The 25,998-nt window shown below is 69.7% G+C and carries 21 protein-coding genes and 2 pseudogenes; 8 read left to right on the forward strand and 15 right to left on the reverse strand.

Features of this window, described 5'->3' with window-relative positions; translation table 11 throughout:
• Positions 1-116 precede the first annotated feature (116 nt).
• Both QA861_RS02130 and QA861_RS02135 read left to right on the forward strand, forming a co-directional pair.
• The gene (locus tag QA861_RS02130; RefSeq protein WP_334586453.1) at positions 117-2,489 is read left to right on the forward strand and encodes an Orn/Lys/Arg family decarboxylase; all 2,373 of its coding nucleotides are present in this window, start codon (positions 117-119) and stop codon (positions 2,487-2,489) included.
• A 210-nt stretch (positions 2,490-2,699) separates the two neighbouring features.
• Positions 2,700-4,619: a glycoside hydrolase family 5 protein gene (locus QA861_RS02135; RefSeq protein WP_334586454.1), complete on the forward strand. Its 1,920-nt coding sequence runs from the start codon at positions 2,700-2,702 to the stop codon at positions 4,617-4,619.
• Positions 4,620-4,683: 64 nt separating this feature from the next.
• On the opposite strand, the gene QA861_RS02140 is transcribed toward QA861_RS02135, so the two are convergent.
• The 7 genes and pseudogenes from QA861_RS02140 to QA861_RS02165 form a co-directional block, all read right to left on the reverse strand.
• Positions 4,684-6,246 (reverse strand): alpha/beta fold hydrolase, encoded by a 1,563-nt coding sequence (locus tag QA861_RS02140; protein ID WP_334586455.1) that lies wholly within the window; start codon positions 6,244-6,246, stop codon positions 4,684-4,686.
• Between the two features lie 66 nt (positions 6,247-6,312).
• Positions 6,313-6,498: pseudogene (locus QA861_RS46965) on the reverse strand (AfsR/SARP family transcriptional regulator); the annotation flags it as partial.
• A 311-nt stretch (positions 6,499-6,809) separates the two neighbouring features.
• Positions 6,810-8,222 carry an amidase gene (locus tag QA861_RS02145; protein WP_334586456.1) on the reverse strand — a complete coding sequence of 471 codons (1,413 nt, stop codon included), beginning with the start codon at positions 8,220-8,222 and terminating at the stop codon, positions 6,810-6,812.
• Positions 8,223-8,226: 4 nt separating this feature from the next.
• The gene (locus QA861_RS02150) at positions 8,227-9,126 is read right to left on the reverse strand and encodes a HesA/MoeB/ThiF family protein (protein WP_334586457.1); all 900 of its coding nucleotides are present in this window, start codon (positions 9,124-9,126) and stop codon (positions 8,227-8,229) included.
• Entirely contained in the window at positions 9,127-10,083 is a 957-nt protein-coding gene (locus QA861_RS02155) for a hypothetical protein (protein ID WP_334586458.1), read from the reverse strand. It abuts the gene before it with no gap.
• A complete protein-coding gene (locus QA861_RS02160) occupies positions 10,080-11,294 on the reverse strand; it encodes an acyl-CoA dehydrogenase family protein (protein ID WP_334586459.1) in 1,215 nt (404 codons plus the stop codon). Before QA861_RS02160 ends, QA861_RS02155 begins: the two co-directional genes overlap by 4 nt.
• Before the next feature lie 98 nt (positions 11,295-11,392).
• Complete coding sequence (locus QA861_RS02165) at positions 11,393-11,785, reverse strand: SCP2 sterol-binding domain-containing protein (protein WP_334586460.1); 393 nt, start codon at positions 11,783-11,785, stop codon at positions 11,393-11,395.
• Positions 11,786-12,089: 304 nt separating this feature from the next.
• Here QA861_RS02165 and QA861_RS02170 point away from each other — a divergent pair, with 304 nt between their 5' ends.
• Positions 12,090-12,482 (forward strand): BlaI/MecI/CopY family transcriptional regulator, encoded by a 393-nt coding sequence (locus tag QA861_RS02170; RefSeq protein ID WP_334586461.1) that lies wholly within the window; start codon positions 12,090-12,092, stop codon positions 12,480-12,482.
• A 153-nt stretch (positions 12,483-12,635) separates the two neighbouring features.
• Positions 12,636-14,255, forward strand: coding sequence for an MFS transporter (locus QA861_RS02175; RefSeq protein WP_334586462.1), 1,620 nt, complete (start codon positions 12,636-12,638; stop codon positions 14,253-14,255).
• A 218-nt stretch (positions 14,256-14,473) separates the two neighbouring features.
• Here QA861_RS02175 and QA861_RS02180 read toward each other — a convergent pair whose 3' ends face one another.
• From QA861_RS02180 to QA861_RS02190, 3 genes are all read right to left on the reverse strand, one after another.
• On the reverse strand, positions 14,474-14,998 hold the full coding sequence (locus QA861_RS02180; protein WP_334586463.1) for a winged helix-turn-helix domain-containing protein: 525 nt from the start codon (positions 14,996-14,998) through the stop codon (positions 14,474-14,476).
• 521 nt (positions 14,999-15,519) lie between these two features.
• Complete coding sequence (locus tag QA861_RS02185) at positions 15,520-15,900, reverse strand: VOC family protein (protein WP_334586464.1); 381 nt, start codon at positions 15,898-15,900, stop codon at positions 15,520-15,522.
• Between the two features lie 146 nt (positions 15,901-16,046).
• Entirely contained in the window at positions 16,047-16,814 is a 768-nt protein-coding gene (locus tag QA861_RS02190) for a class I SAM-dependent methyltransferase (RefSeq protein ID WP_334590425.1), read from the reverse strand.
• A 149-nt stretch (positions 16,815-16,963) separates the two neighbouring features.
• Between QA861_RS02190 and QA861_RS02195 the strand changes: the two genes are divergently transcribed.
• Both QA861_RS02195 and QA861_RS02200 read left to right on the forward strand, forming a co-directional pair.
• Positions 16,964-17,329: a LysR family transcriptional regulator substrate-binding protein gene (locus QA861_RS02195; RefSeq protein WP_334586465.1), complete on the forward strand. Its 366-nt coding sequence runs from the start codon at positions 16,964-16,966 to the stop codon at positions 17,327-17,329.
• 58 nt (positions 17,330-17,387) lie between these two features.
• A pseudogene (locus QA861_RS02200) lies at positions 17,388-17,579 on the forward strand (cardiolipin synthase B); the annotation flags it as partial.
• A gap of 240 nt (positions 17,580-17,819) precedes the next feature.
• Here QA861_RS02200 and QA861_RS02205 read toward each other — a convergent pair.
• A complete protein-coding gene (locus tag QA861_RS02205; protein WP_319094357.1) occupies positions 17,820-17,990 on the reverse strand; it encodes a hydrophobic protein in 171 nt (56 codons plus the stop codon).
• Positions 17,991-18,119: 129 nt separating this feature from the next.
• Here QA861_RS02205 and QA861_RS02210 point away from each other — a divergent pair, with 129 nt between their 5' ends.
• Positions 18,120-18,962, forward strand: coding sequence for a YihY/virulence factor BrkB family protein (locus tag QA861_RS02210; RefSeq protein ID WP_334586466.1), 843 nt, complete (start codon positions 18,120-18,122; stop codon positions 18,960-18,962).
• Positions 18,963-18,994: 32 nt separating this feature from the next.
• On the opposite strand, the gene QA861_RS02215 is transcribed toward QA861_RS02210, so the two are convergent.
• The 4 genes from QA861_RS02215 to pgm form a co-directional block, all read right to left on the reverse strand.
• The gene (locus QA861_RS02215) at positions 18,995-19,837 is read right to left on the reverse strand and encodes an RNA polymerase sigma factor SigF (RefSeq protein WP_334586467.1); all 843 of its coding nucleotides are present in this window, start codon (positions 19,835-19,837) and stop codon (positions 18,995-18,997) included.
• Between the two features lie 126 nt (positions 19,838-19,963).
• Positions 19,964-21,718: a thiamine pyrophosphate-dependent enzyme gene (locus QA861_RS02220; protein ID WP_334586468.1), complete on the reverse strand. Its 1,755-nt coding sequence runs from the start codon at positions 21,716-21,718 to the stop codon at positions 19,964-19,966.
• A 46-nt stretch (positions 21,719-21,764) separates the two neighbouring features.
• The gene (locus QA861_RS02225; protein WP_334586469.1) at positions 21,765-23,348 is read right to left on the reverse strand and encodes an FMN-binding glutamate synthase family protein; all 1,584 of its coding nucleotides are present in this window, start codon (positions 23,346-23,348) and stop codon (positions 21,765-21,767) included.
• A 218-nt stretch (positions 23,349-23,566) separates the two neighbouring features.
• Positions 23,567-25,207, reverse strand: coding sequence for a phosphoglucomutase (alpha-D-glucose-1,6-bisphosphate-dependent) (pgm, locus tag QA861_RS02230; protein ID WP_334586470.1), 1,641 nt, complete (start codon positions 25,205-25,207; stop codon positions 23,567-23,569).
• Between the two features lie 114 nt (positions 25,208-25,321).
• Between pgm and QA861_RS02235 the strand changes: the two genes are divergently transcribed.
• Complete coding sequence (locus QA861_RS02235) at positions 25,322-25,996, forward strand: class I SAM-dependent methyltransferase (RefSeq protein WP_443041430.1); 675 nt, start codon at positions 25,322-25,324, stop codon at positions 25,994-25,996.
• Positions 25,997-25,998 lie beyond the last annotated feature (2 nt).

Here is a 25,998-nt window from a genome sequence, read left to right on the forward strand (position 1 = left end):
CCCCCTCCCTGGCTCTGATTCCGTCGTGCGGGTGGTTTGCGACTGCCCGCCCCCAGGTCCGGCCGGGCCTCCCGGAGACTGAGCCGGGGCGGCGCGGGCCGCCGGGGAGGGGTCTCATGACGGACAGCGGCATTCTGGTCGCGGTGCGGGAGCATCACCGGGAGGAGGGGGTCGGCTCCGAGCAGTGGGCGCGAATCGGTGAGGCGATCCGGGCGCGGGGGTTCGACGTCCGGTGGGCGGCCGGTGCGGCCGACGCCGAAGCGGTGTTACGGACGCAGGCGGGACTGACCGCGGCGCTGGTCGCCTGGGACCTGCCGGGCCCCGCCGGCGAGGACGGTGAACCGGGGGGCGCCGCGGTGCTGCGCTCGATCGGCCGACGGTTCCAGGATCTGCCGGTCTTCCTGGTCATGAAGGACGACGGCGTACGCGACCTGCCGCTGTGGGTGTCGGAGCTGATCGTGGGCTACGTGTGGCCGCTCGAGGACACCCCCGGTTTCATCGCGGGCCGTGTCACCACCGCCGCCGGTGCCTACCGGGAAGCCGTTCTGCCGCCCTTCTTCCGGGCACTGCGCCGTTTCGACGACGCGCACGAGTACTCCTGGCACACTCCGGCCCACTCCGGCGGTGTCGCCCTGCTGAAGTCGCCCGCGGGCCGCGCCTTCCACGACTACTTCGGAGAACGGCTGTTGCGCAGCGACCTGTCGATCTCCGTCGGGGAACTCGGCTCACTGTTCGAGCACACCGGACCGATCGGTGAGGCCGAGCGCAACGCCGCCCGGGTCTTCGGCGCGGATCTCACCTACTTCGTGCTGCACGGGGACTCCACCTGCAACCGCGTGGTCGGCCACTTCAGCGTCACCCGCGACGAGATCGCGCTGGTGGACCGCAACTGCCACAAGTCGGTGCTGCACGGGCTGGTCGTCTCCGGCGCGCGCCCGGTCTATCTGATCCCCACCCGCAACGGCTACGGCCTGGCCGGACCGCTGCCCCCGGCGGAGCTCGGCGCGGAGTCGGTCGCGGCCAGGATCGCGGCGAACCCACTGACCCAGGAGGCCGTCGCACCCGGCGCTCAGTACGCCGTCTTCACCAACTCGACCTACGACGGCCTGTGTTACGACGCGTCGACGGCGGCGCGGGCGTTCGCCGGGAGCACTCCCCGGCTGCACTTCGACGAGGCGTGGTTCGCCTACGCCCGCTTCCACCCGCTCTACGCGGGCCGGTACGGCATGTCGGTGGACGAGGACACGTTTCCCGGCCCGGACCGGCCGACGGTGTTCGCCACCCAGTCGACCCACAAGCTGCTGGCCGCGCTCTCGCAGAGTGCCATGGTCCATGTCAGGCCCGCGCCCAGGGCACCGGTCGAACACGACCGGTTCAACGAGGCGCTGATGATGCACGGCACCACCTCACCGCTCTATCCGATGATCGCCTCGCTGGACGTGGCGACGGCGATGATGGACGGGCCGCAGGGGCGCTGGCTGATCGACGAGGCCGTGACCGAGGCGGTCCGCTTCCGCCAGGAGATGGTCCGCATCGGCCGCCGTATCGAGGAGGCCGGCGACCGGCCACCATGGTTCTTCGGCGTGTGGCAACCCGAGACGGTCACCGACCCGGGCACCGGCGCGCGGCTGCCGTTCGACGAGGCCCCGGCCGAGCTGCTGCGCACGGAACCGTCCTGCTGGCACCTCGAACCCGGCGCCGCGTGGCACGGATTTCCGGGCCTCACCGACGGCTACTGCATGCTCGACCCGATCAAGGTCACCCTGACCTGCCCCGGCATCGACGCGACCGGTGGGACAGCCGAGTGGGGCATCCCCGCGCGCGTGCTGACCGCGTACCTGGCCACCCGTCACATCGTCGTGGAGAAGACCGACAGCTACACCACCCTCGTCCTGTTCTCCATGGGAATCACCAAGGGCAAATGGGGCACCCTCCTCGACGCCCTGATGGACTTCAAAGCGCTCTACGACGAGGACGCTCCCCTCGACCGGGTACTGCCCGCACTGGTCGCTGAGCACCCGAGGCACTACGCCGGCCAGACCCTGCGCGACCTGTGCCGGCACATGCACGACCACCTGCGCTCGGCCCGTCTCGTCGACCTGCTGGACACGGCCTTCCAGCAGCTGCCCGAGCCCGTCGCGCCGCCGCAGCTGTGCTACCAGCGCCTGATCCGGGGCGGCACCCACCGTGTGCGCCTGGTCGACGCGCCGGGCCAGGTGGCCGCCGCCATGGTCACCGTCACCCCGCCGGGCATCCCCGTCCTCATGCCCGGCGAGAGCGTCGGCGCCCCCGACGGACCCCTACTGCGCTATCTCACCGCCCTGGAGTCGTTCGACCGTCGATTCCCCGGCTTCCGCAGCGAAACCCACGGCGTGACCCTCGACCCCGACACCGGTGACTACCTCATCGAGTGCATGCGGCCCACGGCGGACCGAGCCGTGACACCGGCCCAGCGCAGCCACACGGAGGAGACGCAAGGACGCCCCTGACACCCCGACGGGCCAGGCAGGACGGGCGAACGCCACGAACGCCCGGTCATCGTCTGCGCACGGCGGGCGGGAGTGCCCGGGGAGGCCAACCCGCCCGCCGTGACCGGCATTCGGCATCGCCGCGACAGTTTCGCCGCATAGGACTGGACCAATCCCACACAGCCCCTCATGATGACGATGCCATGACAACGTCACCTCGGGAGGCCGACCGTGCCGGGAACCTTCGTCAGGGCCAGGGCCGCACTGGTCGCCGTACTCCTCGTGGTGGTCCTGACGCCCACGGCCGAGGCGGCGGTCGGACGAGAGGCCGTCCCCGCGGCCGACGCACCCGCGGCGGGCTGGACGCCGCCACTCAGCACCCGGGGGCGTTGGATCGTCGACGCGAACGGCGACCGCTTCAAGTTGCGGTCCGGCAACTGGCACGGAGCCAGCGGCACCTGGAACGGCTCAGGGAGCCCGGACGACGACGCCGACCACCATGCCGGGGAGAACTCCGGCAGGATGCCGCTCGGCCTGGACCGGGCACCCATGGCCGAGATCATCGCCGGCTTCCGGGAGATCGGCATCAACAGCATCCGGCTGCCCTTCTCCAACGAGATGATCCACGACAGCCGTCCCGTCACCGACGATTCCGTGGCCGCCAATCCCGCCCTGCGCGGCAGGACCCCGCTTCAGGTGTACGACGTCGCGGTTCGGGAACTCACCGCCGCCGGGCTCGCGGTGATCCTCAACAACCACACCAACACCACACGCTGGTGCTGCGGAGTCGACGGCAACGAACGCTGGAACGCGAGCCAGTCCACCGAGACCTGGGAGAACGACTGGCTCTTCATGGCCCGCCGCTACCGGGACAACCAGCGCGTCGTCGGCGCCGACCTCTACAACGAGGTGCGCCGCAACATCCTGGACGACCCCAACTGGGGGTCCGGTGACGACCACGACTGGTTCGCCGCCTCGCAGCGCGTCGGCGACCGCATCCTCACCGAGGCCGACCCCGACCTCCTGATCATCGTCGAGGGCATCAACTGGACCGGCATCCCCGTAGACGGACTCCCCCACGAACGCCCCACCCTGGAGCCCGTACGCCGCCTCTCGCACACCCTCGTCGACTCCGGCAAGCTCGTGTACTCCGCCCACTTCTACGACTACACCGGCCCGAACCACAGCGGCGCCACCGGCACGGGCGAGACCAGTGATCCCCGCTACCGCGACCTGAGCCCTGCCGAACTGATCAGGGTTCTGGACCGCCAGGCCTTCTTCGTGACCGAGGAGACGGACAAGCACTTCACCGCGCCCCTGTGGATCAGCGAGTTCGGTGTCGGCGGCCGGGACGAGACCGGAAGCAAGCAGCGAGCGTGGTTCGAGAACTTCGTCGACCAACTGATCCGCACCGACGCCGACTTCGCGTACTGGCCGCTCGTGGGCTGGCACGAGAACCGCGAGGGCAACGGCTGGGCCCTCCTGCACTGGGACTCCGAAGGCCACCGGATGGGGATCTACGACGGCGACGACTGGCGGGCCGCTGCCTGGACCCGGCTCATCGAGGCCCCGGGTCGCACCGGCCCGGTGGGGCGCGTGACGGACTGGTCGATGCTCAGCCCCGATCACGGCGACTTCGTCCAGTCACGGCGGATGCGAGCACTGCCCGACTGGGACTCCGGCGCCCGCAAGACGGCGTGCCCCGACGGACAGCGGCTGCTCGGCCTCAGCCACACCGGCAACCGGGGCCTGTGCTCGGACGTGTCCACCGGCCCCCTGGGGGATCCGGCCGGCGGACATGTGGTGGTCTTCGACGAACGGTATGTCCGGCCGGGCGGCGACTGGGCGTCCGGATACACCAAACTCCAGTGTGCCGACGGCCACTTCATGACCGGCGACAGCGTCCGAGGCTCGGCGGTCTCCGCCGTCCTGTGCGCGGCCGCTCCGGACGGGCGGCTGGGCGCCGGCGGCCGTACCGTCTGGTTCGACCGGGGCGACAACCGGGGCCCGGCCGCCAAGGGCGGCGACTTCGCCCAGGGCCACTACAAGGGCCAGTGCGCGGACGACGAGTACGCGGCCGGGGTCGCGTACACGGCTCGGGTGGGCTCGGCACGGACCCCGGACGCGCTGTACTGCCGAAAACTGACGTGACCGGCGGTGCCGGACCCGGGGCGCTCGTACGAGTCCTTCGTACGAGCGCCCCGGGTCCGGCACCTCACGACACCGTCGCGGACCGTTCGGCGTGCGTCGTCTCGCGGAGAACGAGGCAGCTCTCCAGAAACGCCAGAGCGCGCAGGTGGTACGAGCGGGCGGCCCAGCCAAGGCTGATGTTGTGACCGGCGTCCGGCTGGCGGTCGACGGTGACGCGAGGGGCGGCGACGAACTGCGCGGCCAGGTCGGCCAGGGTGTCGCCGTCCTGGCGCCACCACGCCTCGTGCTCGGCGAACGTCAGCCGCACCGGGACCCGGACGCGCGGCGCGACGGAGCGGAACAGACCGGGCCGGCTCGCGAGTTCGGCGCGTTCGCGTGCGGGCATGTCCTCGGCCCTGGAACGTGCGCCACTGAACGTGCCGGGCGGGTAGAGGCTCAGTGGGCCCCAGTTCTTCGCGGACCGGCCCCGGTCGAGCAGGACCGACACCTCGTGCGGGTCGACGGCGTATTCGTGACCGCAGCCGGAGATGTCGAGGCCGAGCAGCCCGGGCGGGGTGTGGTCGGCGGCTGCGGCCAACGCCACGTTGCCGCCGTAGGAATGCGCCAGCAGGAAGAAGCCGCAGCCTGTGGCGAAGCGGGAGGAGAAGTCGTCCAGGGCGGCGCGCAGGGCGGCGCCCTGGTCCAATAGGCCTAACCCGTGGGGCAGTTGGGTGGCCGAGAGACGGTAGCCCGGGCGGTCCACCGCGACGACCGTGTAGCCGAGGGCCGCCCCCAGCGTCAGCAGTGACAGCTGGGGGTGGGCCCGGCCGTCGAAGTAGTCGGCGTTCGTACCGCTGTTGTGGACGGCGACCACGACGGCCCGGGTGGGCGCCTCGACGGGTTCGCTGATCAGCGCGGACAGGGGAATGCCCGCGGCGTCCAGCGTGATCCGGCGTACGCCCCTGGAGGGCGACGCCTGGGACGGCAGGATCACCTTTGCCGCCTTCGGCCTCCATCGGGCGGGGGAAGGGGAACGAGGGAGGTGGCCCCCGGACGGGATACGGGCCGTGGCGGGCCCCGCTCCCCCGTTGCCCTCGTCGTCCGAGACGCCCCGGCGTATCTCCTCGGAGGTCGCCACGGCCGACAGCACCGGGGCGGAGTTCAGGATGGCGGACTGCAGGTCCCTCAAGTGCGCGGAGGGCTCTATCCCCACCTGCTCCATCACCTGCGCGTAGAAGGCCCGGTAGCCGGCCAGCGCCTCGGCCACCTGGCCCGACCGGTACAGGGCGATCATCCGCTGGTACTGCAGCGTCTCGTTCAGGGGGTGCAGACCGGCCAGCGCGTTGAGTTCGGGGATCAGATGCAGATCGCTCCCCTGTCCGAGACAGGCGTCCAGGCGCAGGATCCGCGCGGAGAGACGCACCTCCTCCAGCTTGACCGCGTAGGCGTCCAGGACCGAACCGCGTCGGACGTCGACCAGAACGTCACCGCGCCACAGCGCGAGTGCCTCGCCGAGCAGTTCGGCCGCCTCCGCGTTCCTGCCGTTTCGCATGTACTGGTGCCCGGTCTCGACGGACCGGGTGAATTCCTCGAAGTCCTTCCGCATGGACTGCGGAGCGCTGAAAAGATATCCGCGGTCGTAGGTCACGATGAATCCTTCGGCACCATCGCATTCCCGCACCGGACCGACGGCCCCCGACCGCGCCTCCCGAAGGGATTTCCGAAGCTGCAGAATATAAGTCTGCAGAGTGGTGGAAAGGCTTTTCGGCGGAACTCCCGTCCAGACTTCCTCGACGATTTCGGAGACTGTCACCACGGTGTTCGCACGCATGGTCAGTAACGTGAATATCTGCCGCAGCTTCGGCGCGGAGGGAACCACTGATTTCCCACCCACACACATTTCGAGCGCACCGAGAACATTCAATTCCACCAGCGTCCCCCATCCTCCCCAGGATCGCCACCTCTCCCCATGGCGACGCGATTACTCTACCGAGGCGCACAACCGTAAAGACAAAGGAATACAGGGGGTACGCGTTGGGTACCCCCTGCCACAGAACCAGCAAGAACCGGACAAAATGGGGATGACGTCGGCCCTCGAATTTTACTCCGAATTGACCAGTCAATCCGACCCGAACGCCCCCCATTGCCAACAGGGGCGAATACACGCCAGACAGTGACCGAAAGAAATGGAACCTCTCGGCCCCCCGGGCCTCAGTACGTCGTCGCGGACTGCTGCAACTGGGCCGCGAGCGACACCAGCAGTGCCTCGTCCGCGTACCGCGCGCCGAGCAGTACGCCGATCGGCAGACGCCCGGCGTTCCGGGTGAGTGGGACGGTGATCGAGGGCATACCGGTGAGGTTGTAGACCGCGGTGTACGGCATGAACGCGGTCATTCTGGCGAACTCCGCCGCCGGATCGGTGTCGTCGCGCAACTCCCCGATCCGCACGGGCGGTTCGGCCAGCGCCGGGGAGAGGATCACGTCGTACGCGGCGAAGAGCAGGTCCGTGAGCAGCTGCCCCAGGCCCCGGAAGGTCGCGAGTGCCGTGTGGTACTCCCGCGCCGACACCCCGGCGGCGGTCTGCCTGAGCCAGGCCGTGAAGGGCATCAGCTCCCCCTCGCGCTCCGGCTCCACCTCGTACGACGCCGCCTCCACCGACCAGACCCGGGTGAACGCCTCCAGGACACCCCCGTCGGGGGGCATCTCCAGCTCCTCCACCTCGTGACCCAGCGCGGCCAGGGCCGCCGCCGTACTGTCGAGGGCGTCCTCGCAGTCGGGGTGCAGTACCGCGCCGGGCACCATGGGCTGCCGCAGCACCGCCACGCGCACCACACGGGGGTCCCGGCGCGCGTGCTCCAGCAGGGACACGCCCCCGGCGTGCGCGGGGGCGGTGTACACGTCGCCGGGCATCGGCCCCGCCATCACGTCGACCAGCGCCGCCGCGTCGGCCACCGTACGGGCCAGCGCGCCGTGCACCGACAGTCCCGTGACGTCCGGGCGCCAGGGCCCGTTGCTGATCCGGCCCCGGCTCGGCTTCAGTCCGACCAGGCCGCAGACGGAGGCCGGGATGCGTACGGAGCCACCGGCGTCGGTGCCGTGCGCGAGAGGTGCGAGGCCCGCCGCGACGGCCGCCGCCGCACCGCCGCTGGACCCGCCGGGCGAGCGCCCCGGACTCAGCGGGTGCCGGGTCGGCGGGCCGAGCCTGTTCTCCGTGTAGCAGGGCAGCCCGAACTCGGCGGTGTTGGTCTTGCCCAGCATGACCGTGCCGGCCTCCCGCAGCCGGGTGGCGACATGGTCGTCGGTGTCACTGACGTGGTCGGCGAAGACCGCCGAACCCCAGGTGCACCGCACCCCCTCGACCTGGACGAGGTCCTTGATCGGTACGGGTACCCCGTGCAGCACTCCCATCCGCGTACCGTCCCGACGCGCCGCCACAGCCTCCCGCTCGGCACGTTCCGCCTGGGACCGGGCGAGCTCCGCGGTGACCGTGAGGTACGCGCCCAGTTCCTTGTCCGCCTCCTCGATACGACCGAGGTAGTGGTCGGTCAGTTCGACCGGGGACAGCTCGCCCCCGGCGATCGCGGCGGCCTGTTCGAGCGCCGTCAGCTCGTGGAGATCGGACATCGCGTCAGCTCCCCTTCCGGCCGCGGGCCAGTCGCAGCAGCCCCGGAGCCAGGGCGGCGAGCGCCGCGGTCCGGCGCAGCCGAGTGACCACCCGGCGCCGCGTGGAGCGGATCTGCTGGTGCACATCGATGTACACCTCGGGGCGCACGGTCGCCCCGGAGAGCAGCTTCACCACCATGTGGGAGGTGATGGCGCCGAACACCATGGCGACATAGGTGACCTGGGGGAAGCTGTAGTCGGGCCGCCCCAGGTTCGCCCTCACCTCGACGAGCATCTCCACCGGTACGTACCTGAGCGGCACGGCCCTCAGCAGCAGCTGCCAGGAGGTCAGCCGGTCCAGATCGGCCTCGGCTATGGCGCCGTCGAACGGCTCCTTGATGTACCGGTAGTCGTAGCAGCGCACGTACTGGGCGCCCGCGATGTCCCACCCGGTGACCAGCGGCAGCCGCCGTTCGACGGCGACGCGGTGGAGCAGATGCTTGGCCCGCCAGCCGTCCATGGTCGTCACGTCCACTCCGTCCACGATGACGTCGCAGTCGTCGACCAGCGCCTTCACCGTCTCCTCGCCGACCCCTTCCGGGAAGACCCTGACGTGGGCGTGCGGGTTGATGGCCGCCACCCGCTCGCCGGCGACCGTGGCCTTGTTGCGGTCGATGTCGGTTGCCGCCGCGCTCTGCCGGTTGAGGTTGTTCACCTCGTACGTCCCCGGGTCGGCCAGTACGAAGGAGCGCACCCCGAGTCGGGCGAGCGGCTCGACGGCCGCTCCGCCGATGGACCCGCAGCCGGCGACGAGCACGGTCGCGCCCCGCAGTACGGCCTGCTCCCCGGTGCTGACAACGCCCTTGTTACGGGTGGTCAGTTCCCCGTAGAAGACCTTCTCCTGTGCCTCGGCACCACTGCTCATCTACGACGCCTCCTTCACGCGGTAAGCGCCCGTCCTGCGGGCGGTCATGGCGGCGACCAGTTCCATGAGCGTCATCGCGTCCGGGCCGCCGCCGAGGTAGTCCTCGATGAGGTCCATGTAGTCGCCGAGGTCGGCGTGGACCGGCGCCACGAAGGGAACGGCGATGACGTCCTGGTCGTAGATGGGAGCCATGAGGTCTGTCTCGGGCAGCCGGGGCGTGGTGCCGCGGTCGATCTGGAGGTCGAAGCCGGTGAGCCGGAAGTGCCGTATCGCCACCTTCTCCTTGGCGTCGCCCAGCATGAGGCGCATACGGTCCCCGGCTCCCGAGATGACCCTGCCCAGTCCCAGCAGCAGATGCCAGGGCACCCGTTCGGTGCCGGGGCCGGGCGGCAGTTCGAGGTCGCGGACGAACCGCTTGATCTCGAAGGCCTGGTGCGTGCCCACGCCGTCGGCGGCGAACCGGCCCAGCAGGTCGATGTCGTGCGCCGCCTCGGTGGAGAACCGGCCGCGGCCGGGATGGTCGAGCGGCATGGAGACCGGGTCCTGGGAGCAGCCGAGGCTGATGTAGCCGCGGATGCGGCCCGTGCGGGTGCACAGGCTGACGGTGTGGACGTTCTGCACCCCCTGCGGGTGGCGGACCGTCTCCCGGAAGACCGCCCGCTCGTACACGAGTTGGGGAGACATCCAGCCCAGCCGCAGATACTGCACGAGCCGGAACCCCATGATGCCGTTGAGGTAGCGCAGCGGGAGCTGGTCGTCCTCGACGGTGAGGGTGATCAGCTCGTCCCTCGGGTCGTACACGGAGTAGAGCGGGTCCCCGAGGACATGGTCGGGCAGGGAGCGGAAGTCCAGGGTGGAGTGGAGCCGGATGATGTCCGAGACGTACCGTTCCCGCTCCCGCGCCGGTAACTGCTCCGCCCTGTCCAGCGCGTTGTCCGTGCCGGTTGTGTCGGTCATATCGGTTCTCCGGCGGCGTAGAGGCTCTCGGTGATGGCGAGGGCCAGTACCTCGGGCGTGCCCTCGTAGATACGCGCGCCGTAGGCGTCGCGCAGCCGCTTCTCCATACCGAAGGACTTCACGTAGCCGCGCGCTCCGGTCAGGGACATGGCCATGTCCGCGACGTCGATGGCGACGCGGTCCGCGAAGAGCTTCGCCGCCGCCGGTTCGTACTGGGGGGCGGGGAGTTCGTTGTCGACCTTGTGGGCGGCCTTCAGATACAGCAGCCGTGCCGCGTCGACCTTCGCGGACATCTCGGCGAGCTTGGCAGCGGTGAACTGGTGCTCGCGCAGCGGGAGTCCGCCCTGGACACGGGTGTCGCACCACTCCAGGGCCTGTTCGAGGGCGCCTCGGGCCACGCCGACGGAGATACCGGCGACGGAGGCGCGAGCCATGTTGCTCTGCGCGATGTTGATGGCCATCCCGTCGCCCTCCTCGCCGATCATGTTCTCGGCGGGGATGCGTACGTCGTGGAACTCCAGTTCGCTGCCGAGGCAGAGCCGGTATCCCATCTTGTCGGCCACCGGTCCCCGGACCACACCGGGAAGGTCGAGCGGCACCATGAACGAGGTGAGGCCGGTGGCGCCGGGGGCGCCCTCCATGTTGGCGAACACCGAGGCGAACGCGGCGACCTGGGCGTTGGTGATGAACCTCTTCCTGCCGTTCAGGACGTAGTGGTCGCCGTCTCGGCGGGCGGTCATCACGTCGCGGGCGTGGACGGCGTTGGCCGGGATGATCAGGTCACAGCCCGCCTCCTCCTCGGTGACCGCGTTGCACGCCAGGACCGGGGCGTCGCCCGAGAACATGGGCAGGAACCGGGCCTGGAGCCGTGGGTCGCCGGAGAGGAGGACCGGGGTCTGGCCGAGCATGGCGGCACCGAAGATGAGGGCGGTGCCGGCGCAGACGGACGCCACCTCCTCCAGTGCGACCGAGCAGCCGATCATGCCGAGGCCAAGTCCGCCGTACTCCTTGGGCACGGCGACGCGGGTGAGCCCCAGGGCGTGTCCCTGGGCGACCATGTCCCAGTCGAAGTCGTCGGCGGGCGCCGTGTCGAGGGCTGTCACCCGGGGCGCGACGACCTCGCGGGCGAATTCCCTTACCTGGCGGCGGAGTTTCTCCACCTCGCCGGGAAGGATGTCGAAATTGAGCTCAAGTTCGTCGTTGTTCGTCATGTCGGTCTCGAAACTCCGTAACTCGGATCCGGTTGAGCCAGGGGAATTACCGAAGTGCCGCGTCGCGAGGTCCGCCGGGCACTTGACATCGCGTGCTCTCAGGCGGGAAGCCCTTCCTGCGCGGCCAGTTCGGGATAGCGGTCGAAGGCGGGCCGCAGGATGGGGACAAGTTCCAGCACCCGGGCGACCTTTCCCCGGATACGCACCTTTCCGGTGGCGATGGCGGTCGGCATCATGAGTTTTCCGAGCCAGAGCTGGTGTGCGGTGTCGGACGTCATCTTGATCCTGATCGTCGCCTCTTCGGGTGCGTCGGCGCCGACCCGCAGCGCGTCCGCGGACACGTGGATCACACAGTCCGGGTTGGTCTGGGTCAGCCGGATGGACAGGTTGCTCGCACGCAACTGCGAAGTGAACTGATCGTCCTTCAACAGGATTTCGAAGAGGGTGCCGAAGACCCGCTCGGCCACTTCGGTCGACTCAAAGACAGTCATGATTCCTTCTCCCGTCACACATTCCCAACAGCGAAGCGCCGCTTCGGCGTTGACCGCATCATAGGAACCGCCCGCAGCACGGTCGGGGGTATCGACAGGGCGGAAAAAGGAAGGGGAAGGAGTAGTGAAAGAGAACGCGTTCCCGGTATCACTTCCGCGGAATCGAGGCGAAGCGGCGCGACGAGCGGACCGGACCGATTCCCGCTCACCGGACCCCCCGCGCGGGCGCGGCGCGGCATGGACCGGCCCCGTCCGATGCGGGCACTACTGGGCGTTGGGGCCCCGGGCACCGTAGATTGAAGGGGTGACAGCCGACCGATCCCGCACCTCCCAGGACTGCCTCGTCTTCGGCCCGCTGGAGAACGAGATCATGGAGGTCCTGTGGCAGGCGCCCGAACCGATGACCGTCCGGGAGGTTCTCGGCGCGCTCAACGCCGGCCGTGAGACCCCGCTGGCGTACACCACCGTCATGACCGTGCTGAGCCGTCTCGCCGAGAAGGGCGCGGCCGACCGCACCAAGGCGGGCCGGGGTTACGCGTACACCCCCTGCGTCACGGACGAGGCGGCGATGGCCGTGCGCGAGGTCATCCGCGACTTCGGGGTGAGCGCGGTCGGTCACTTCCTCGACGAGATCCGTAACGTCCCCGACCTGCGCGAACGCTTCGAGAAGCTGCTGCACGAGGGTCCCGGCCACTGAGCCGAGGCGCCCGACACACCGAGCGGGCCGCTGTCTTTCTGGATTACTTCACCATCACGGCCCACCCCCACACCCACGACCTACTATGCTCCCGTAGTAGATGCGTGGGGCGCGGCATCCGGTGCGGGACGCCCCTCTGACTGGAGGTGCGTAGTGAACGGGGCATTATCGGCGGGCGCGCCCGTGCGCGGACGCGGACTGATCATGACGGTCCTCGGCTGCTGTTTCCTGATGGTGATGATGGACAACACCATCCTCAACGTCGCCCTGCAGACCATCCAGCAGGACGTCGGCGCGACCAACGCGGAACTCCAATGGGCCCTGGACTCCTACATCCTGTTCTACGCGGCCCTGATGTTCTCCTCCGGAATCCTCGCCGACGCCTTCGGCCGCCGTCGCGTCCTGGTGATCGGCCTGGTCGTCTTCGGCGCGGCCTCGACGTTCGCCGGCTTCGCCGACACCCCCCAGGAACTCATCTTCTGGCGCGGGGTCATGGGCGTGGCCGGCTCGGTGGTACCGCCCGCCACGCTCGCGGTGATCAATGACATCTTCGCCCCGGAGGAACGCGGCAAGGCGATCGGCATCTGGTCGGCGCTGGGCGGTCTGTCCATCGCCCTCGGCCCCATCGCCGGCGGCTTCCTGCTCGAACACTTCTGGTGGGGCTCGGTCTTCCTCATCAACGTCCCCATCGCCGCCGTCTGCGCCGTCCTCCTCCTGGTCGTCCTCGCCGAGTCCCGCTCGGCGACCAGGCCACGCATCGACGTCGCCGGTGTCCTGCTGTCCATCACGGGCATCGGCGCGCTGGTCTACGGGGTGATCCGCGGCGGCGAGACCAACGACTGGACCAGTGTCGAGGTCCTGGGCACGATGGTCGCCGGAGTGGTTCTGCTGGCCGTACTCGTCCTGTTCGAGAGCCGCACCGCGCAACCGGCCCTGGACGTCAAGCTGTTCCGCAACAAGTCCTTCGCGGCCGGCACCGCGAGCCTCGCCCTCTCCTTCTTCGCCCTCACCGGCGGCACCTTCCTGATGGTCTTCTACGTCCAGGCCGTCCGCGGTCACACCCCCCTCGAACTGGGCCTCATCCTGCTCCCGGTGGCCGTGGGCGCCGTCGCCTCGGCCATCCTCAGCAACCCGCTGGCCATGCGCTTCGGCCCCAAGGCCGTCGTCACCACCGGACTGGTGCTGCTCGCCCTGTCGTTCACCGGCCAGGCCGGCGTCGCCGCCGACACGGCGCTGTGGTGGTACGAGATCCTGCTCGGCGTCTCCGGCTTCGGTCTCGGCCTGGTCATGGGCACCACCACGACGACCACGATGGCCGTGGTGGCACCCGAGCAGGCTGCCATCGGCGCGGGCGTCAACAACACGCTGCGGCAGATCGGCGCAGCGCTCGGCGTCGCGGTGCTCGGCTCGATCCTGTCCGTCTGGTACCGCGACGAGCTGGGCGGCGCTGTCAACGTGCTCCCGGAAGGCGTACGGGAGACGGCCTCGGAGTCCCTGGGCGGCACGCTGGGCGCGGTCCGTGAACTCCAGGAGGCGGGCGCTCTGCCGGCCGGGGCACGCGAACAGGTCCCCGGACTGCTGGCCACGGCCCAGGACGCGTATCTGTCGGCCATGCACGTGAGCTTCGGTGTGGCCGCCGGGGCTCTCGCGCTGGCCGCGGTGGTGGCCGCGGTGTGGTTGCCCGGCCGGATCGACGTCCCCGCGGACACCGACGCCGCCGCGCGGCCGAACGCCGCCGAATCGCCCGACTCCGCCACCCAACCGGCGCGATAGCCGGGCCGTGGCGCTTCGTCCGGCCCGGTACCACCGGGTGCCCGGCCGTACGAAGCGCCACCGCGCCCCCGTACACGCCGGGCACCTGGCCGAAACACGCACAGCCAGAGAGTGCCGGTACGCCTCCGCCCGCCCGGACCGCTCCCAGCCGCCTGCGCCACTCGACCGACCCCGGCTCGTCACCCGCCCCAGGGCCCGTTCTCTTCCTGTCCGGAACTTCACACGCTCGGATCAGCGAGGGACCGGGTCTTCAGAAGGAACCCGCGCCCCCGCACGGTCTCTATGGCAAGCCCGACGGACACGACCTTCCGCCGCAGCCTCATCATGTGCAGGTCGAGTGCGTTCTGGCTGGCGGAGCGGTTGGCGGACAGGAGCCGCTCCGTCAGCTCCGCCCGGCTCGCCATCCCCGGGCGGCGCTGTACGAGCCCGCGAAACACCGCCGCCTCGGAGACGGTGAGGGGAAGGACAGCGCCGCCGTAGCGAAGCAACCCGTCCTCGTCCACGACGGGAGCGGCGCTCCGGGACGTGGCCTTGAGATGCAGTGACGCGATTCTGGTCTTCAACTCCCAGGCCTCCACCGGCTGTCGTACCCAGTCCTCGTGCGCGCCCGCCAACTCGGGCACCCGTGCGCCTCTGGCGACCACGATGAGGCAGGGCAGCCCCTGCATACGGAAACCCTCCAGTTTTCCCGACTCGGCGGGCCAGCGGACGATCTTCACATCCGGCGTCATGATGTCTTCCACGCATGCCTTCCTCTCGTACTCTCCCGCTCTGTGGCACATGACGAGGCCGCGTCGGTGACGCGGCCGTCTGTGGAACCCCGGCGAGCCTGGCGGAGTGTCCCCCCGGAGACAAAGGGGCACGCGGTACGCAACCCCGGCGAAATATTGACGGACACCTATCAATAGATGGTTTTCGGCCTGCCGATGGACATGGGACATCACGGCTCGGTGGCTGTGCTCCGTCGCTGTCATGCCCGCACCTTCTGTCGAACAGAGTTGGCGTAGCACATACTTCTGGACCGCCCCTCGTGAACCGCTTGAGAGCGGCCAGGAACGGTCTGTCGGTCTTCGCGCGGGACTCTGCCGGCAAGGGGCGGCTCGCGCGGGGGCCCGGGCGATCGATGACTCCACGCTGACGGCCGACCGGACCTCGTCGAGCCGCCTCGTCACCGGGGAGACGGCTACGAGGTCTCCGGTGTTCGGTTTCCTCTCAGTCGAGGGATCCCTTACCCGAGACCTCGCTCACCGTACGGTCATGAGTGTCAGAGAGGGTTGAGGCGGGACTTGAGCAGGCAGAACTCGTTGCCTTCGGGGTCAGCCAGGACATGCCACTGCTCATCCCCCGTCTGACCGATGTCCGCCTTGCGCGCACCGAGCTTCAGCAGACGTTCGAGCTCGGCGTCCTGGTCGCGGTCGGTGGCGTTGACATCGATGTGCAGCCGGGACTTGCCCTTCTCCGGCTCGTCCCTGCGACTGAGGATGATCGTCGGCTGCGAACCGCCGAATCCGTCGCGCGCCCCGATCTCGTACATGTCGTCGCCCTCGCGGTCGAGTACGACGAAGTCCAGGACCTCGCACCAGAACCGTGCCAGCACCTCAGGGTCGCGACAACCCAGCACGAGTTCACTGATACGACATGCCATAACCGAACCTGCTCTCAGCCTGGGAACTGCCGGGGCGGCCCCACGCGAACCTCATGGGCTCCCGGCAGAGAAAACAACCCCGCGACCGTATCGGACGAGGTGAGGACGGGCGAAATGATTTCCGGGCCGCCCTCTCCCGACGGCGGTCAGGGACGACGAGCGGTGACGATCCAGGCACGTGAGTCGAAGTGGACGCCTTCGGCGCTGACGTGGGCGTCGAGGGTGGTGCGCAGCCGCGTGCGTGCCCCATCGGCCGCGGCGGCGTCGAGGTCGGCGAGCAGGTCCCTGAATTCCCACAGGCGGAGCACGGCATCGAAGGCGGTGGCGCTGTCCTGGCCGTAGTGGACTGGCTCATGTACGTCGGTGAAGCCGATCTCCGCGAAGCCGGCCGCCGTCAGGATGCCTTCCGTGACGGCCGGGTCGGCGAGTGAGAACGGGTCCGGACCGTCGGGTGGGGCGGAGGCGGCGGTGAGGCTCCGGCGGATCGCGGTGGCCCACTCGTTGCGGTCGCGCTCCTGCCAGACCAGCAGCACCAGGCGCCCCGCAGGGCGCAGCGCACGCCCGATGTTGGTGAACGCGGCGACCGGGTCGGCGAAGAACATCGTTCCGAACCTGCTGACGCAGAGGTCGAACCGAGCCGGGGGAAAGCGGTGAGTCTGGGCGTCCGCCTGCTGATGGGTGATGTTGTGCAGCCCTTGGTCGTCGCTGAACCGACGGGCCCGCGCCAGCATGGGCGCGGAGAGATCGACCCCTACCGCGCTTCCCTGGCCGACGGCGCGGGCGGCCTCGCGGGTGGACTGGCCTGTGCCACAGCCGATGTCGAGCACATGGTCGCGCGAGCCGACGCCGGCAGCGGCTCGGAAGTGTTCGTTGTGCAGGCGCAGTTCCGCGTCGTAGTCGAACAGGTCGGACATCACGGTCACCGGATCCTCTCCACGTCTGTGTCCACGGAGGTGTCTGTGTCGGCCGGGCCGTCGCGGTGTACGCCTCGCACCTGGTCCATTGACACTGTTTCCGGCGCGAACTCCGCCAGCCACCACGTGGCACCCGCCCCGACGGCCCCGTGCGCCTGGCCCGACTCGACGGCGCGCCGATGGTGGCTCACCCGCCGATCTGCGACCAGGTGCGGATGGAGCAGGCGCTCGCCCGCCGCGGTGTACGCCCGCACATCGTGTGCCGCACCGCGGGCAACGAAACAGTGCTGTCGATGGTGCGCGCCGGCATGGGTTCGGCGATCCTCCCTCAACTCGCCGTCCACAGTGCCGACATCGGCTCCGACGCTTCGCTGTGCGTCCACGAACTCAGGCCGGCACCGCCGCCGCGCGAGATCTTCCTGCTGTGGCAGGCGCGACGCACCCACTCCCCCCTCACGGCACGGGCGATCGAGATCGCCGTGGAGATCGCGGGCAACATCGCCGAGCGGGGTTGACCTTACGCCGACCCACGCCTCCGGCCCTTGTACGGGAGTGTCACGGCGCCGGCACCGTAAACGGTCCATGGACCACGACGAAGAGGTGATGCTCGCCGTACTGGACGAGGAGTTCACCGCCTCGCTCGAACGGGACTACGACGCCGACCTGAGACGCAGTGTGGACATCGATCTCACTCGCTGGAGACGACGGACGCTGCTCCAACGCGTCAAGGAAGCCGCTGTCGCCCCTGTCCGCCGCTTTCTCTGAATATCGGGCGGCAGGGCTCGGACAACGCCGGGGACGGGTACACGGCAGGAGGTCGCACGGATTCCCTCGTGCGTGCCTGTCCCGCCCCCGACTGCACACACGCCTACCCCCGCCGCAGTTCGCGATACGCGCAGGCGGTACGACCTTCTCCATGTCTCCACCTCGCCTCCTCCGGAACACGGCGGGGCCCGGCCGTCGTGACGGCCGGGCCCCGGAACGAACGCGTGCGTGCCGGTCAGATCACCAGCGGTACCAGCGGCCTCGGCTGCCGCCGGCGGAGGTGGAGCGCATCACGAAGCCGAGAAGCCACACCACCAGCACGATGACGGCGACCCACCAAAGAATCTTGACGGCGAAGCCGGCACCGAAGAGCAGCAGGGCGAGAAGCAGAACAATCAGCAGGGGAACCATTTTTATCAACCTCCTACATTGTCGTGTGCCCTGCAATTCCGTCGCCATTCACCGACCACACCCTGTTTATGAAGGGAAAGCGGGGGCACCAGCACGAGCACACGTGATGCTCTTGAAACAAAGGAAAAGGTGAAGCACATCTGCGAGCGATGGCGGGCGGCGCTGCGCCGGACGCCGGTGACCGTCTGGAACGACGACGTCACGGACTGGGCGGCCGCGCTGACCTACTACGCGGTTCTGGCCCTGTTCCCCCTGCTCCTGGTGATCCTCTCGATCCTCGGTCTGACCATGCCCACGGCCAAACCCGAGGTCATCGACCGTATGACCCAGGCCGCCCCGGCGGCCTCGCGCGAGTTGCTGCGCGGCACCCTGCGGCAGATGGCCGAACAGTCGTCGACGGCATGGACGCTGATCTTCGTCGCGGGGACGGGAGCGCTGTGGTCGGGCTGCAGCTATCTGAGCGTCTTCCGCCGGGCGATGTACGCCATGCATCGCATCGACGCCGACCGGCCGGTCTGGCGTACCGCTCCGCGCATCATCGCCACGGCCCTGGTCCTGATCACCCTGCTCCTCACGTCGACCCTCGCGATGCTGCTCACCGGCAACCTCACCCGGCGTCTGGGCAGAGCGCTGGATCTCAGTACCGGCACCCAGTTCGCCTGGAACGCCGTGCGGTGGCCGGTCATCGCCGTGGTCGCCGTCGCCCTGGTGCTCGTCCTGTACCGTTCGGGCCCGGCACGCACCCGCCCCGTCCGCCGGATGGCGCCCGGCGGCGCCCTGGCGGTCGTACTCCTGCTGGCCGTCTCGGTCGGCTTCGCCGTCTACACCGCACACGTCAGCACCTACGACCGTCTGTACGGGTCGCTGGCCGGCATCGTGGTCTTCCTGGTCTGGCTGTGGCTGTCCAACCTGGCACTTCTGGTCGGCGCCCAGTTCAACGCGGAGCTGGCGAAGCCTGTGCGGGGGGAATGATCCGCGACTCCCCCCGCACAGGCCACCGGACGTCACTGGGTGGTGAGCATGCCTGCGCGCAGCCGGGCCAGGAGGCGGGTGATCAGGCGTGAGACGTGCATCTGGGAGACGCCGAGACGTTCGCCGATCTGGGCCTGGGTGAGTTCGTCGACGTAGCGCCAGTGGATGATCTGCCGCTCGCGCACGTCCAGCTCGGCGATCATGGGGGCGAGGGCGTGGAAGTCCTCGACCCGTCCGAGGGCCGCGTCCTCGTCGCCGATGAAGTCCGCCAGCGCGGCTTCGCCGTCCTCGCTGCCGCTCATGGCCGCGTCGAGGGAAGCCGACTTGTATCCGTTGGAGGCCAGCTGGGCCTCGACGACCTCGTCCTCCGGAAGGCTCATCAGCTCGGACAGCTCACTGATCGTCGGCGTCCGGCCCAGCCTGCCGTGCAGTTCCTCGTTGGCGCGCGCCAGCTGGACGCGAGCCTCCTGCAGACGCCGGGGCACGTGCACGGCCCAGGTCGTGTCGCGGAAGAACCGCTTGATCTCGCCGACGATGTACGGGACGGCGAAGGACGCGAACTCCACCTCGCGGGTCAGTTCGAACCGGTCGATCGCCTTGATCAGGCCGATCATGCCGACCTGGACGACGTCCTCCATCTCCTCCGGACCACGGCTGCGGAACCGGCCGGCCGCGTAGCGGACCAGGGACATGTTCATCTCGATCAGCGTGCCCCGCGCGTACTGGTACTCGGGCGTGCCCTCCTCCAGCACCGTGAGCCGGTCGAAGAACAGCTTCGACAACTCCCGCGCGTCCTTCGGCGCGACCTTGGAAGGGTCCGCGATCTCCGGTACGTCCACCCTCTGCTCGGCGGTCCGCACGGTGGTCGTCGTCATGATGTGCCCCTCCCGGTCGTTCGGTCTCGTCGTCGCCGGTTCATCGTCCGGCACGCACGCGTCTACCCCGAGCGCCCACATACATTCCTCGGATGTTCCTCCGACTTTCTCGGACTTCGCAACCGATCAGTGTTCGCTCGTGTCCCCGTGGCTGCGTACGACCTCCTTCACCTTGGCCACCGCGAAACCCCAGCCCTGCTCGACCGTCGGCTTGGCGGGTACGGCGATCTCGTCGGGGTTGGTGAGGACGTCGAGCAGGACGGGGCCCGCGGTGCGGAACGCCCGCTGCACGGCGTCTTCGAGGTCGGCGGGGTCCGTCACCCGGATACCGGTGATGCCCATGGCTTCGGCCACGGCGGCGAAGTCGGGATTGTCGAGGACGGTGCCGAACTCCGGCAGTCCGACCTGTTCCTGTTCGAGTTTGACCATGCCCAGTCGCCGGTTGTCGAAGACGACGAGCTTGACGGGAAGGCGGTACGTCTTCAGGGTCATGAGATCGCCGAGAAGCATGCTCAGTCCGCCGTCACCGCAGAAGGCCACGACCTGGCGGTCCCGGTCGAGGCACTGGGCACCCAGTGCCATAGGCATCGCGTTGGCCATCGAGCCGAGATTGAAGGAACCGACAAGGCGCCGCTCCCCGCGCATCTCGACGAAACGCGAGAGCCACACCGTGGCCATACCCGTGTCGGAGGTGAAGACGGCGTCGTCGGCCGCGGCCCGGTCCACGGCGGCGGCCAGCGCCTCGGGCCGGATGTCGTGCGCGCGGTTGTCCAGCGCGGAGCGGACGCGGCCCACGATTCCCTTGTCGTGCGCGGGATCGGCGAGCCGGGCCTGGCCGTCGCGCCACCGGTCGAAGTGTGCGCGCGCCTTGTCGAGGTGTGAGCGGTCACGGGGCCCCCCGGTCTGGGCGGCGAGGTGGGCCAGGAGGTCGCGTGCGGTGGCGCCGGTGTCGCCCACCAGCCCGACGTCCACCGGTACCCGGCGCCCGATATGGGTGGCCTCGGTGTCCACCTGGATGACCGTACGGCCCTCGGGATACCAGTCCCGGTAGGGGAAGTCGGTACCGAGCAGCAGCAGGGTGTCGGCGTCTTGGAGGGCCGCCGCGGCGGCCGGGTTGCCGATCAGCCCCGTCTGGCCGACCTGGAAGGGATTGGTTGGGCCCTCGAAGCCCGCCTTGGCCTTCAGGGTGAGCACCATCGGCGCCGCCAGCCGGTCGGCGAGGGCGAGGACGTCCTCGCGAGCCGCCCGGGCGCCTTCCCCGACGAGGAGGGTGACATTTTCGGAGCGGTCGAGGAGTTCCGCCGCGCCACGGACGGCGTCGTCGTCCGGTCGGCTGACCGGAGGGTTCAGGGAGAACCGGGCCGGCCGGTCGGCGGTCAGTTTCTGATCGCCCAGGTCCCCCGGCACGGTGAGCACGGCGACGCCCTTGCGGCCCAGTGCGGTGCGCACGGCCGTCTCCAGCAGCCTCGGCAGCTGGTCGGGGGAGGTGATGGTCGCGCGGAAGACGGCCACGTCGCTGAAGAGCGCGTCGTTGTCGACCTCCTGGAAGTAGTCGCTGCCGAGCTCGGCGAGCGGCACCTGGCCGGCGATCACCAGCACCGGGGCGTGACTCTTGGCCGCGTCGTACAGCCCGTTGAGGAGGTGGACGGAACCGGGTCCGACCGTGCCCATGCACACGCCGAGGGTTCCGGTGAGCTGCGACTGGGCACTCGCGGCGAACGCCGCCGCCTCCTCGTGCCGGCATCCCACCCATTCGAGGCCGTCGGTGGTGCGCAGGGCGTCCGTCAGGGGATTGAGCGCGTCTCCCACGACGCCGAAGACTTGGCGCACACCGAGTTCGCTCAATGCGTCGACGATGAGGCGGGCAACAGTACGGGCCACTTGGATCCTCCAGGTCACAAGGTCACAAGGTCACAAGGTCACAAGGTCAGACGGTGAAACGGTCGGGGTCGGCGGCCAGCCAGTCGGCCGCCCAGGAGGCCGGCGGCTCGGCCAGCAACTGGCCCGGCGCGAGCCACTCGTACAACTCCGCGTAGGAACGTTCGGTGCAGGGGTCGATGCGCCGGTGGAGCATGTGCGGGCGCAACTGGGCGGGGTCGGTGACGCCCATGGACGCCATGATCTGCAGCGCGCCGGCCACGGTCGCCTCCTGGAAACGCTGGACGCGCGGCGTCTTGTCCCGGACGTCGAGGGCGCGGGCTCGGCGGGGGTCCTGGGTCGTGACACCCGTGGGACAGGTGTTGGTGTGGCACCGCTGGGCCTGGATGCAGCCGACGGCGAACATCATCGCCCGAGCGGCGTTGCCGTAGTCGGCGCCCTGCACCATGCGTTTGACCAGCTCGGTACCGGTGGCGATCTTGCCGCTCGCACCGATCCTGACCCGATCGCGCAGCCCGGCTCCGACGAGGGCGTTGTGCACCGTGAGCAGCCCCTCGGTGAGGGGGGTACCCACATGGTCGGCGAACTCCAGCGGCGCGGCACCGGTCCCGCCCTCGGCTCCGTCCACCACGATGAAGTCGGGTGCCGTTCCCTCGTCCAGCATGGCCTTGCACACCGCGAGGAACTGCTGACGCGAGCCCACACAGAGCTTGAATCCGGTGGGCTTGCCGCCGGACAGCTCCCGCATCCGGGCGATGAAGCGGACGAGTTCACGCGGGGTGGAGAACACCCGGTGGTACGGCGGTGAGATGACCGTCTGCCCTTGCGGCACGTCCCTGACCCGGGCGATCTCCGCGTTGACCTTGGCTCCGGGCAGCACACCGCCGATACCGGGCTTGGCTCCCTGGGAGAGTTTCAGGGACACGCACTTGACGTGATCGTGCGCGGCCTTGTCCGTGAACTCGGACGGGTCGAAATCACCCTCGTCGGTGCGGCAGCCGAAGTACCCGGTGCCGATCTCCCAGACGAGGTCGCCGCCCGGACGCAGGTGGTACTCCGACAGGCCGCCCTCACCGGTGTCGTGGGCGAAGCCGCCGGCCGCGGCACCCCCGTTGAGCGCGAGGATCGCGTTGGCCGACAGCGAACCGAAACTCATCGCCGACACGTTCAGCAGCGCCATGTCGTACGGGCGGGCGCAGTCGGGGCCGCCGATGCGCACCCGTGGCGGGGTCTTCGGCACCGCGCAGGGCGCCATGGAGGGAACGAGGAACTCGTAGCCGGGCAGGTACACGTCCCGTTCGGTGCCGAACGGCTCCTCCGCGTCGGTGCCCTTCGCGCGCTCGTAGACGATGCTGCGCACGTCCCGGTCGAAGGGCCGCCCGTCGTAGTTCCGCTCGATGAAGTACTGCTGGAGTTCGGGGCGTATCCGCTCCAGGAGGAAGCGGGCGTGCCCCAGGACGGGATAGTTGCGCAGCACGGAGTGCCGGCGCTGCAGCAGGTCCCAGGTTCCCAGCAGACCCAGGAGTGCGAGCGGAAGGGCGGCGAACAGCCAGGCGGGCGAGACCCGGAGCGCGGCCACGACCGCCGCGATGGCCGCGGCCCAGGTCAGGACGATGATTCCCACACGTGTCACCTCTGGCACCTTGCCCGATGACCGGACTCCATGCACCTCGGCTGTCCCAAGAGACGTCAAAGTGCCGGGCCGCGCGTGGGGCGCCCCGTCGGCCGACGGGGCGAGCGCACGCACGGCAGGCCGTGGATCGGGCTCGGTCCGGCCCGGGATTCACCACCCGGGCCGTGCACGGAGGCGGCCCGGGCGGCGCTCGGCGCCCTGCCCGGGTCCTGTCCGTGTCAGGTGCCCAGGGCGGTGAGGACGACGGACCGCGCCTCCTCCTGGATCCGCTGCAGATGGTCGGGGCCGAGGAAGGACTCCGCGTAGATCTTGTAGACGTCCTCGGTGCCGGAGGGACGGGCCGCGAACCAGGCGTTCTCGGTGGCGACCTTGATGCCGCCGAGGGCGGCGCCGTTGCCGGGGGCCTCGGTGAGCACCGTGGTGACCGGCTCACCGGCGAGGGTGTCGGCGGTGACCTGGCCCGGGGACAGTTTGGCGAGCAGGGCCTTCTCCTCGCGGGAGGCCGGGGCGTCGATGCGCGCGTAGGCGGGGGCGCCGAAGCGGTCGGTGAGCCCCGCGTAGTGCTGCGACGGGGTCTTCCCCGTGACCGCGGTGATCTCGGAGGCGAGCAGGGCCAGGGTGATGCCGTCCTTGTCGGTGGTCCACACCGAGCCGTCGCGGCGCAGGAAGGAGGCGCCCGCCGACTCCTCGCCGCCGAAGCCGAGCGTTCCGTCGGACAGGCCGTCCACGAACCATTTGAATCCGACCGGGACTTCGACCAGTTGCCGGCCGACATCCGCCGCGACCCGGTCGATCATGCTGGACGACACCAGTGTCTTGCCGATCCCGGCGGCCGCCGGCCACTGCTCCCGGTGCGAGAACAGATAGGAGATCGCCACGGCCAGATAGTGGTTGGGGTTCATCAGGCCGCCGTCCGGCGTGACGATGCCGTGCCGGTCGGCGTCGGCGTCGTTGCCGGTGGCGATGTCGAACCGGTCGCGCTGCTCGATGAGCGAGGCCATGGCGTACGGCGAGGAGCAGTCCATGCGGATCTTGCCGTCCCAGTCCAGCGTCATGAAACGCCAGGTGGGGTCGGCGAGCGGGTTGACCACCGTCAGGTCGAGCCGATGCTGCTCGGCGATACGCCCCCAGTAGGCGACCGAGGCGCCGCCCAGCGGATCGGCGCCGATGCGCACACCGGCGGCCCGGATCGCCTCCAGGTCCAGCACGTGTCGCAGGTCGGCCACATAGGCGCCGAGGAAGTCGTGCCGCCCGGTGCCGGGTGCGGCGAGGGCTCGGGTGTAGGGGATGCGGCGTACGTCCTTCAGGCCGCCGGTGATGATCTCGTTGGCGCGGTCCTGGATCCAGGAGGTCGCCTCGGAACCGGCGGGGCCGCCGCTCGGCGGGTTGTACTTGAAGCCGCCGTCGGCGGGCGGGTTGTGCGAGGGGGTGACCACCACACCGTCGGCGAGACCGGACGTGCGACCGCGGTTGTGGGCGAGGATGGCGTGCGAGACCGCCGGGGTGGGCGTGTAGCCGTCGGTCTGGTCGATGAGGACGGTCACGTCGTTGGCGGCGAACACCTCCAGTGCCGTGATCCGCGCGGGCTCGGACAGGGCGTGGGTGTCGGCGCCGAGGAAGAGGGGACCATCGGTGCCCTGGGCGGCGCGGTACTCGCAGATCGCCTGGCTGGTGGCGGCGATGTGGTCCTCGTTGAACGCCGTCGCGAAAGCCGAGCCACGGTGGCCCGAGGTACCGAACGCCACCCGCTGACCGGGTTCGGCCGGGTCGGGGTGCAGCGCGTAGTACGCGGTGACCAGGCGGGCCACATCGATGAGGTCCTGGGGTTCGGCGACCTGTCCCGCTCGCGCGTCCTGCATTTCCCGCTCCTCCGCAAGGGTCCGACCGTAGGTTACGGCCCCCATTCTTCCCTGCCCGGCCCGCCCGGACGCCCACCGGGCGACCGTTGTGGCTTACGGGCGACGGGTGCGACGATGCAGACCGGCGAGCGAAGGGACACCGACGTGAGGCACGAGGACCAACGGCCGCCCGCTGCCGTGCTGTTCGACGCGCTGGGTCCCGACTACGAGAAGGCGTTCGCCCATGCCCCCGCGCATCTGGCCGCGCTGGACTGGCTGATCGAGCGGCTGCCTCCTGCCGCGCGGACGCTGGACGTGGGGAGCGGCACCGGACAGCCCACCGCGGCGGCGCTCGTCGCGGCGGGGCACACGGTGTTCGGGGTCGATGTCTCCCCCGTCATGGTCGAACTCGCCGTCCGTCAGGTCCCCGGGGCCGAGTTCCACTGCGGCGACATCCGGGATCTTCCGCTTGAGGCGGACTCGTTCGACGGGGTGTGCGTCTTCTTCTCACTGCTGCAGATGACCCGCGCCGAGCAGGCTGCCCTGACCCGGCGCCTGGCCCTGGCGCTGAGGCCCGGCGGCCATCTGGTGGTGGCCACCGTGCCCGCGGACGTGGAGGACGCCGAGTTCGTGTTCATGGGCGAGCCGGTCCGCGCGACGAGCTTCTCCGAGGAGGACTTCACCGGCATGGTGAGCGCGGCGGGGCTGACGGTGCTGTCCCGCCACAGCACCGTCTTCGCCCCCGATCACCCCGCCGCCGGGCCCGAGCCCCATCTCTTCCTGCACTGCCGCCGCGACGAGACGGCGTGAAG

It is taken from the genome of Streptomyces sp. B21-083 (genome assembly GCF_036898825.1).
Classification (GTDB): domain Bacteria; phylum Actinomycetota; class Actinomycetes; order Streptomycetales; family Streptomycetaceae; genus Streptomyces.

Excerpts from the sequence above, each read along its gene's own strand:
- QA861_RS02165 (WP_334586460.1), bottom strand. The coding sequence starts at position 11,785 with ATGACTGTCTTTGAGTCGACCGAAGTGGCCGAGCGGGTCTTCGGCACC.
- QA861_RS02190 (WP_334590425.1), bottom strand. The coding sequence starts at position 16,814 with ATGTCCGACCTGTTCGACTACGACGCGGAACTGCGCCTGCACAACGAA.
- QA861_RS02215 (WP_334586467.1), bottom strand. The coding sequence starts at position 19,837 with ATGACGACGACCACCGTGCGGACCGCCGAGCAGAGGGTGGACGTACCG.
- QA861_RS02205 (WP_319094357.1), bottom strand. The coding sequence starts at position 17,990 with ATGGTTCCCCTGCTGATTGTTCTGCTTCTCGCCCTGCTGCTCTTCGGT.
- QA861_RS02185 (WP_334586464.1), bottom strand. The coding sequence starts at position 15,900 with ATGGCATGTCGTATCAGTGAACTCGTGCTGGGTTGTCGCGACCCTGAG.
- QA861_RS02150 (WP_334586457.1), bottom strand. The coding sequence starts at position 9,126 with ATGAGCAGTGGTGCCGAGGCACAGGAGAAGGTCTTCTACGGGGAACTG.
- QA861_RS02160 (WP_334586459.1), bottom strand. The coding sequence starts at position 11,294 with ATGACGAACAACGACGAACTTGAGCTCAATTTCGACATCCTTCCCGGC.
- QA861_RS02130 (WP_334586453.1), top strand. The coding sequence starts at position 117 with ATGACGGACAGCGGCATTCTGGTCGCGGTGCGGGAGCATCACCGGGAG.
- pgm (WP_334586470.1), bottom strand. The coding sequence starts at position 25,207 with ATGCAGGACGCGCGAGCGGGACAGGTCGCCGAACCCCAGGACCTCATC.
- QA861_RS02235 (WP_443041430.1), top strand. The coding sequence starts at position 25,322 with ATGCAGACCGGCGAGCGAAGGGACACCGACGTGAGGCACGAGGACCAA.
- QA861_RS02145 (WP_334586456.1), bottom strand. The coding sequence starts at position 8,222 with ATGTCCGATCTCCACGAGCTGACGGCGCTCGAACAGGCCGCCGCGATC.
- QA861_RS02155 (WP_334586458.1), bottom strand. The coding sequence starts at position 10,083 with ATGACCGACACAACCGGCACGGACAACGCGCTGGACAGGGCGGAGCAG.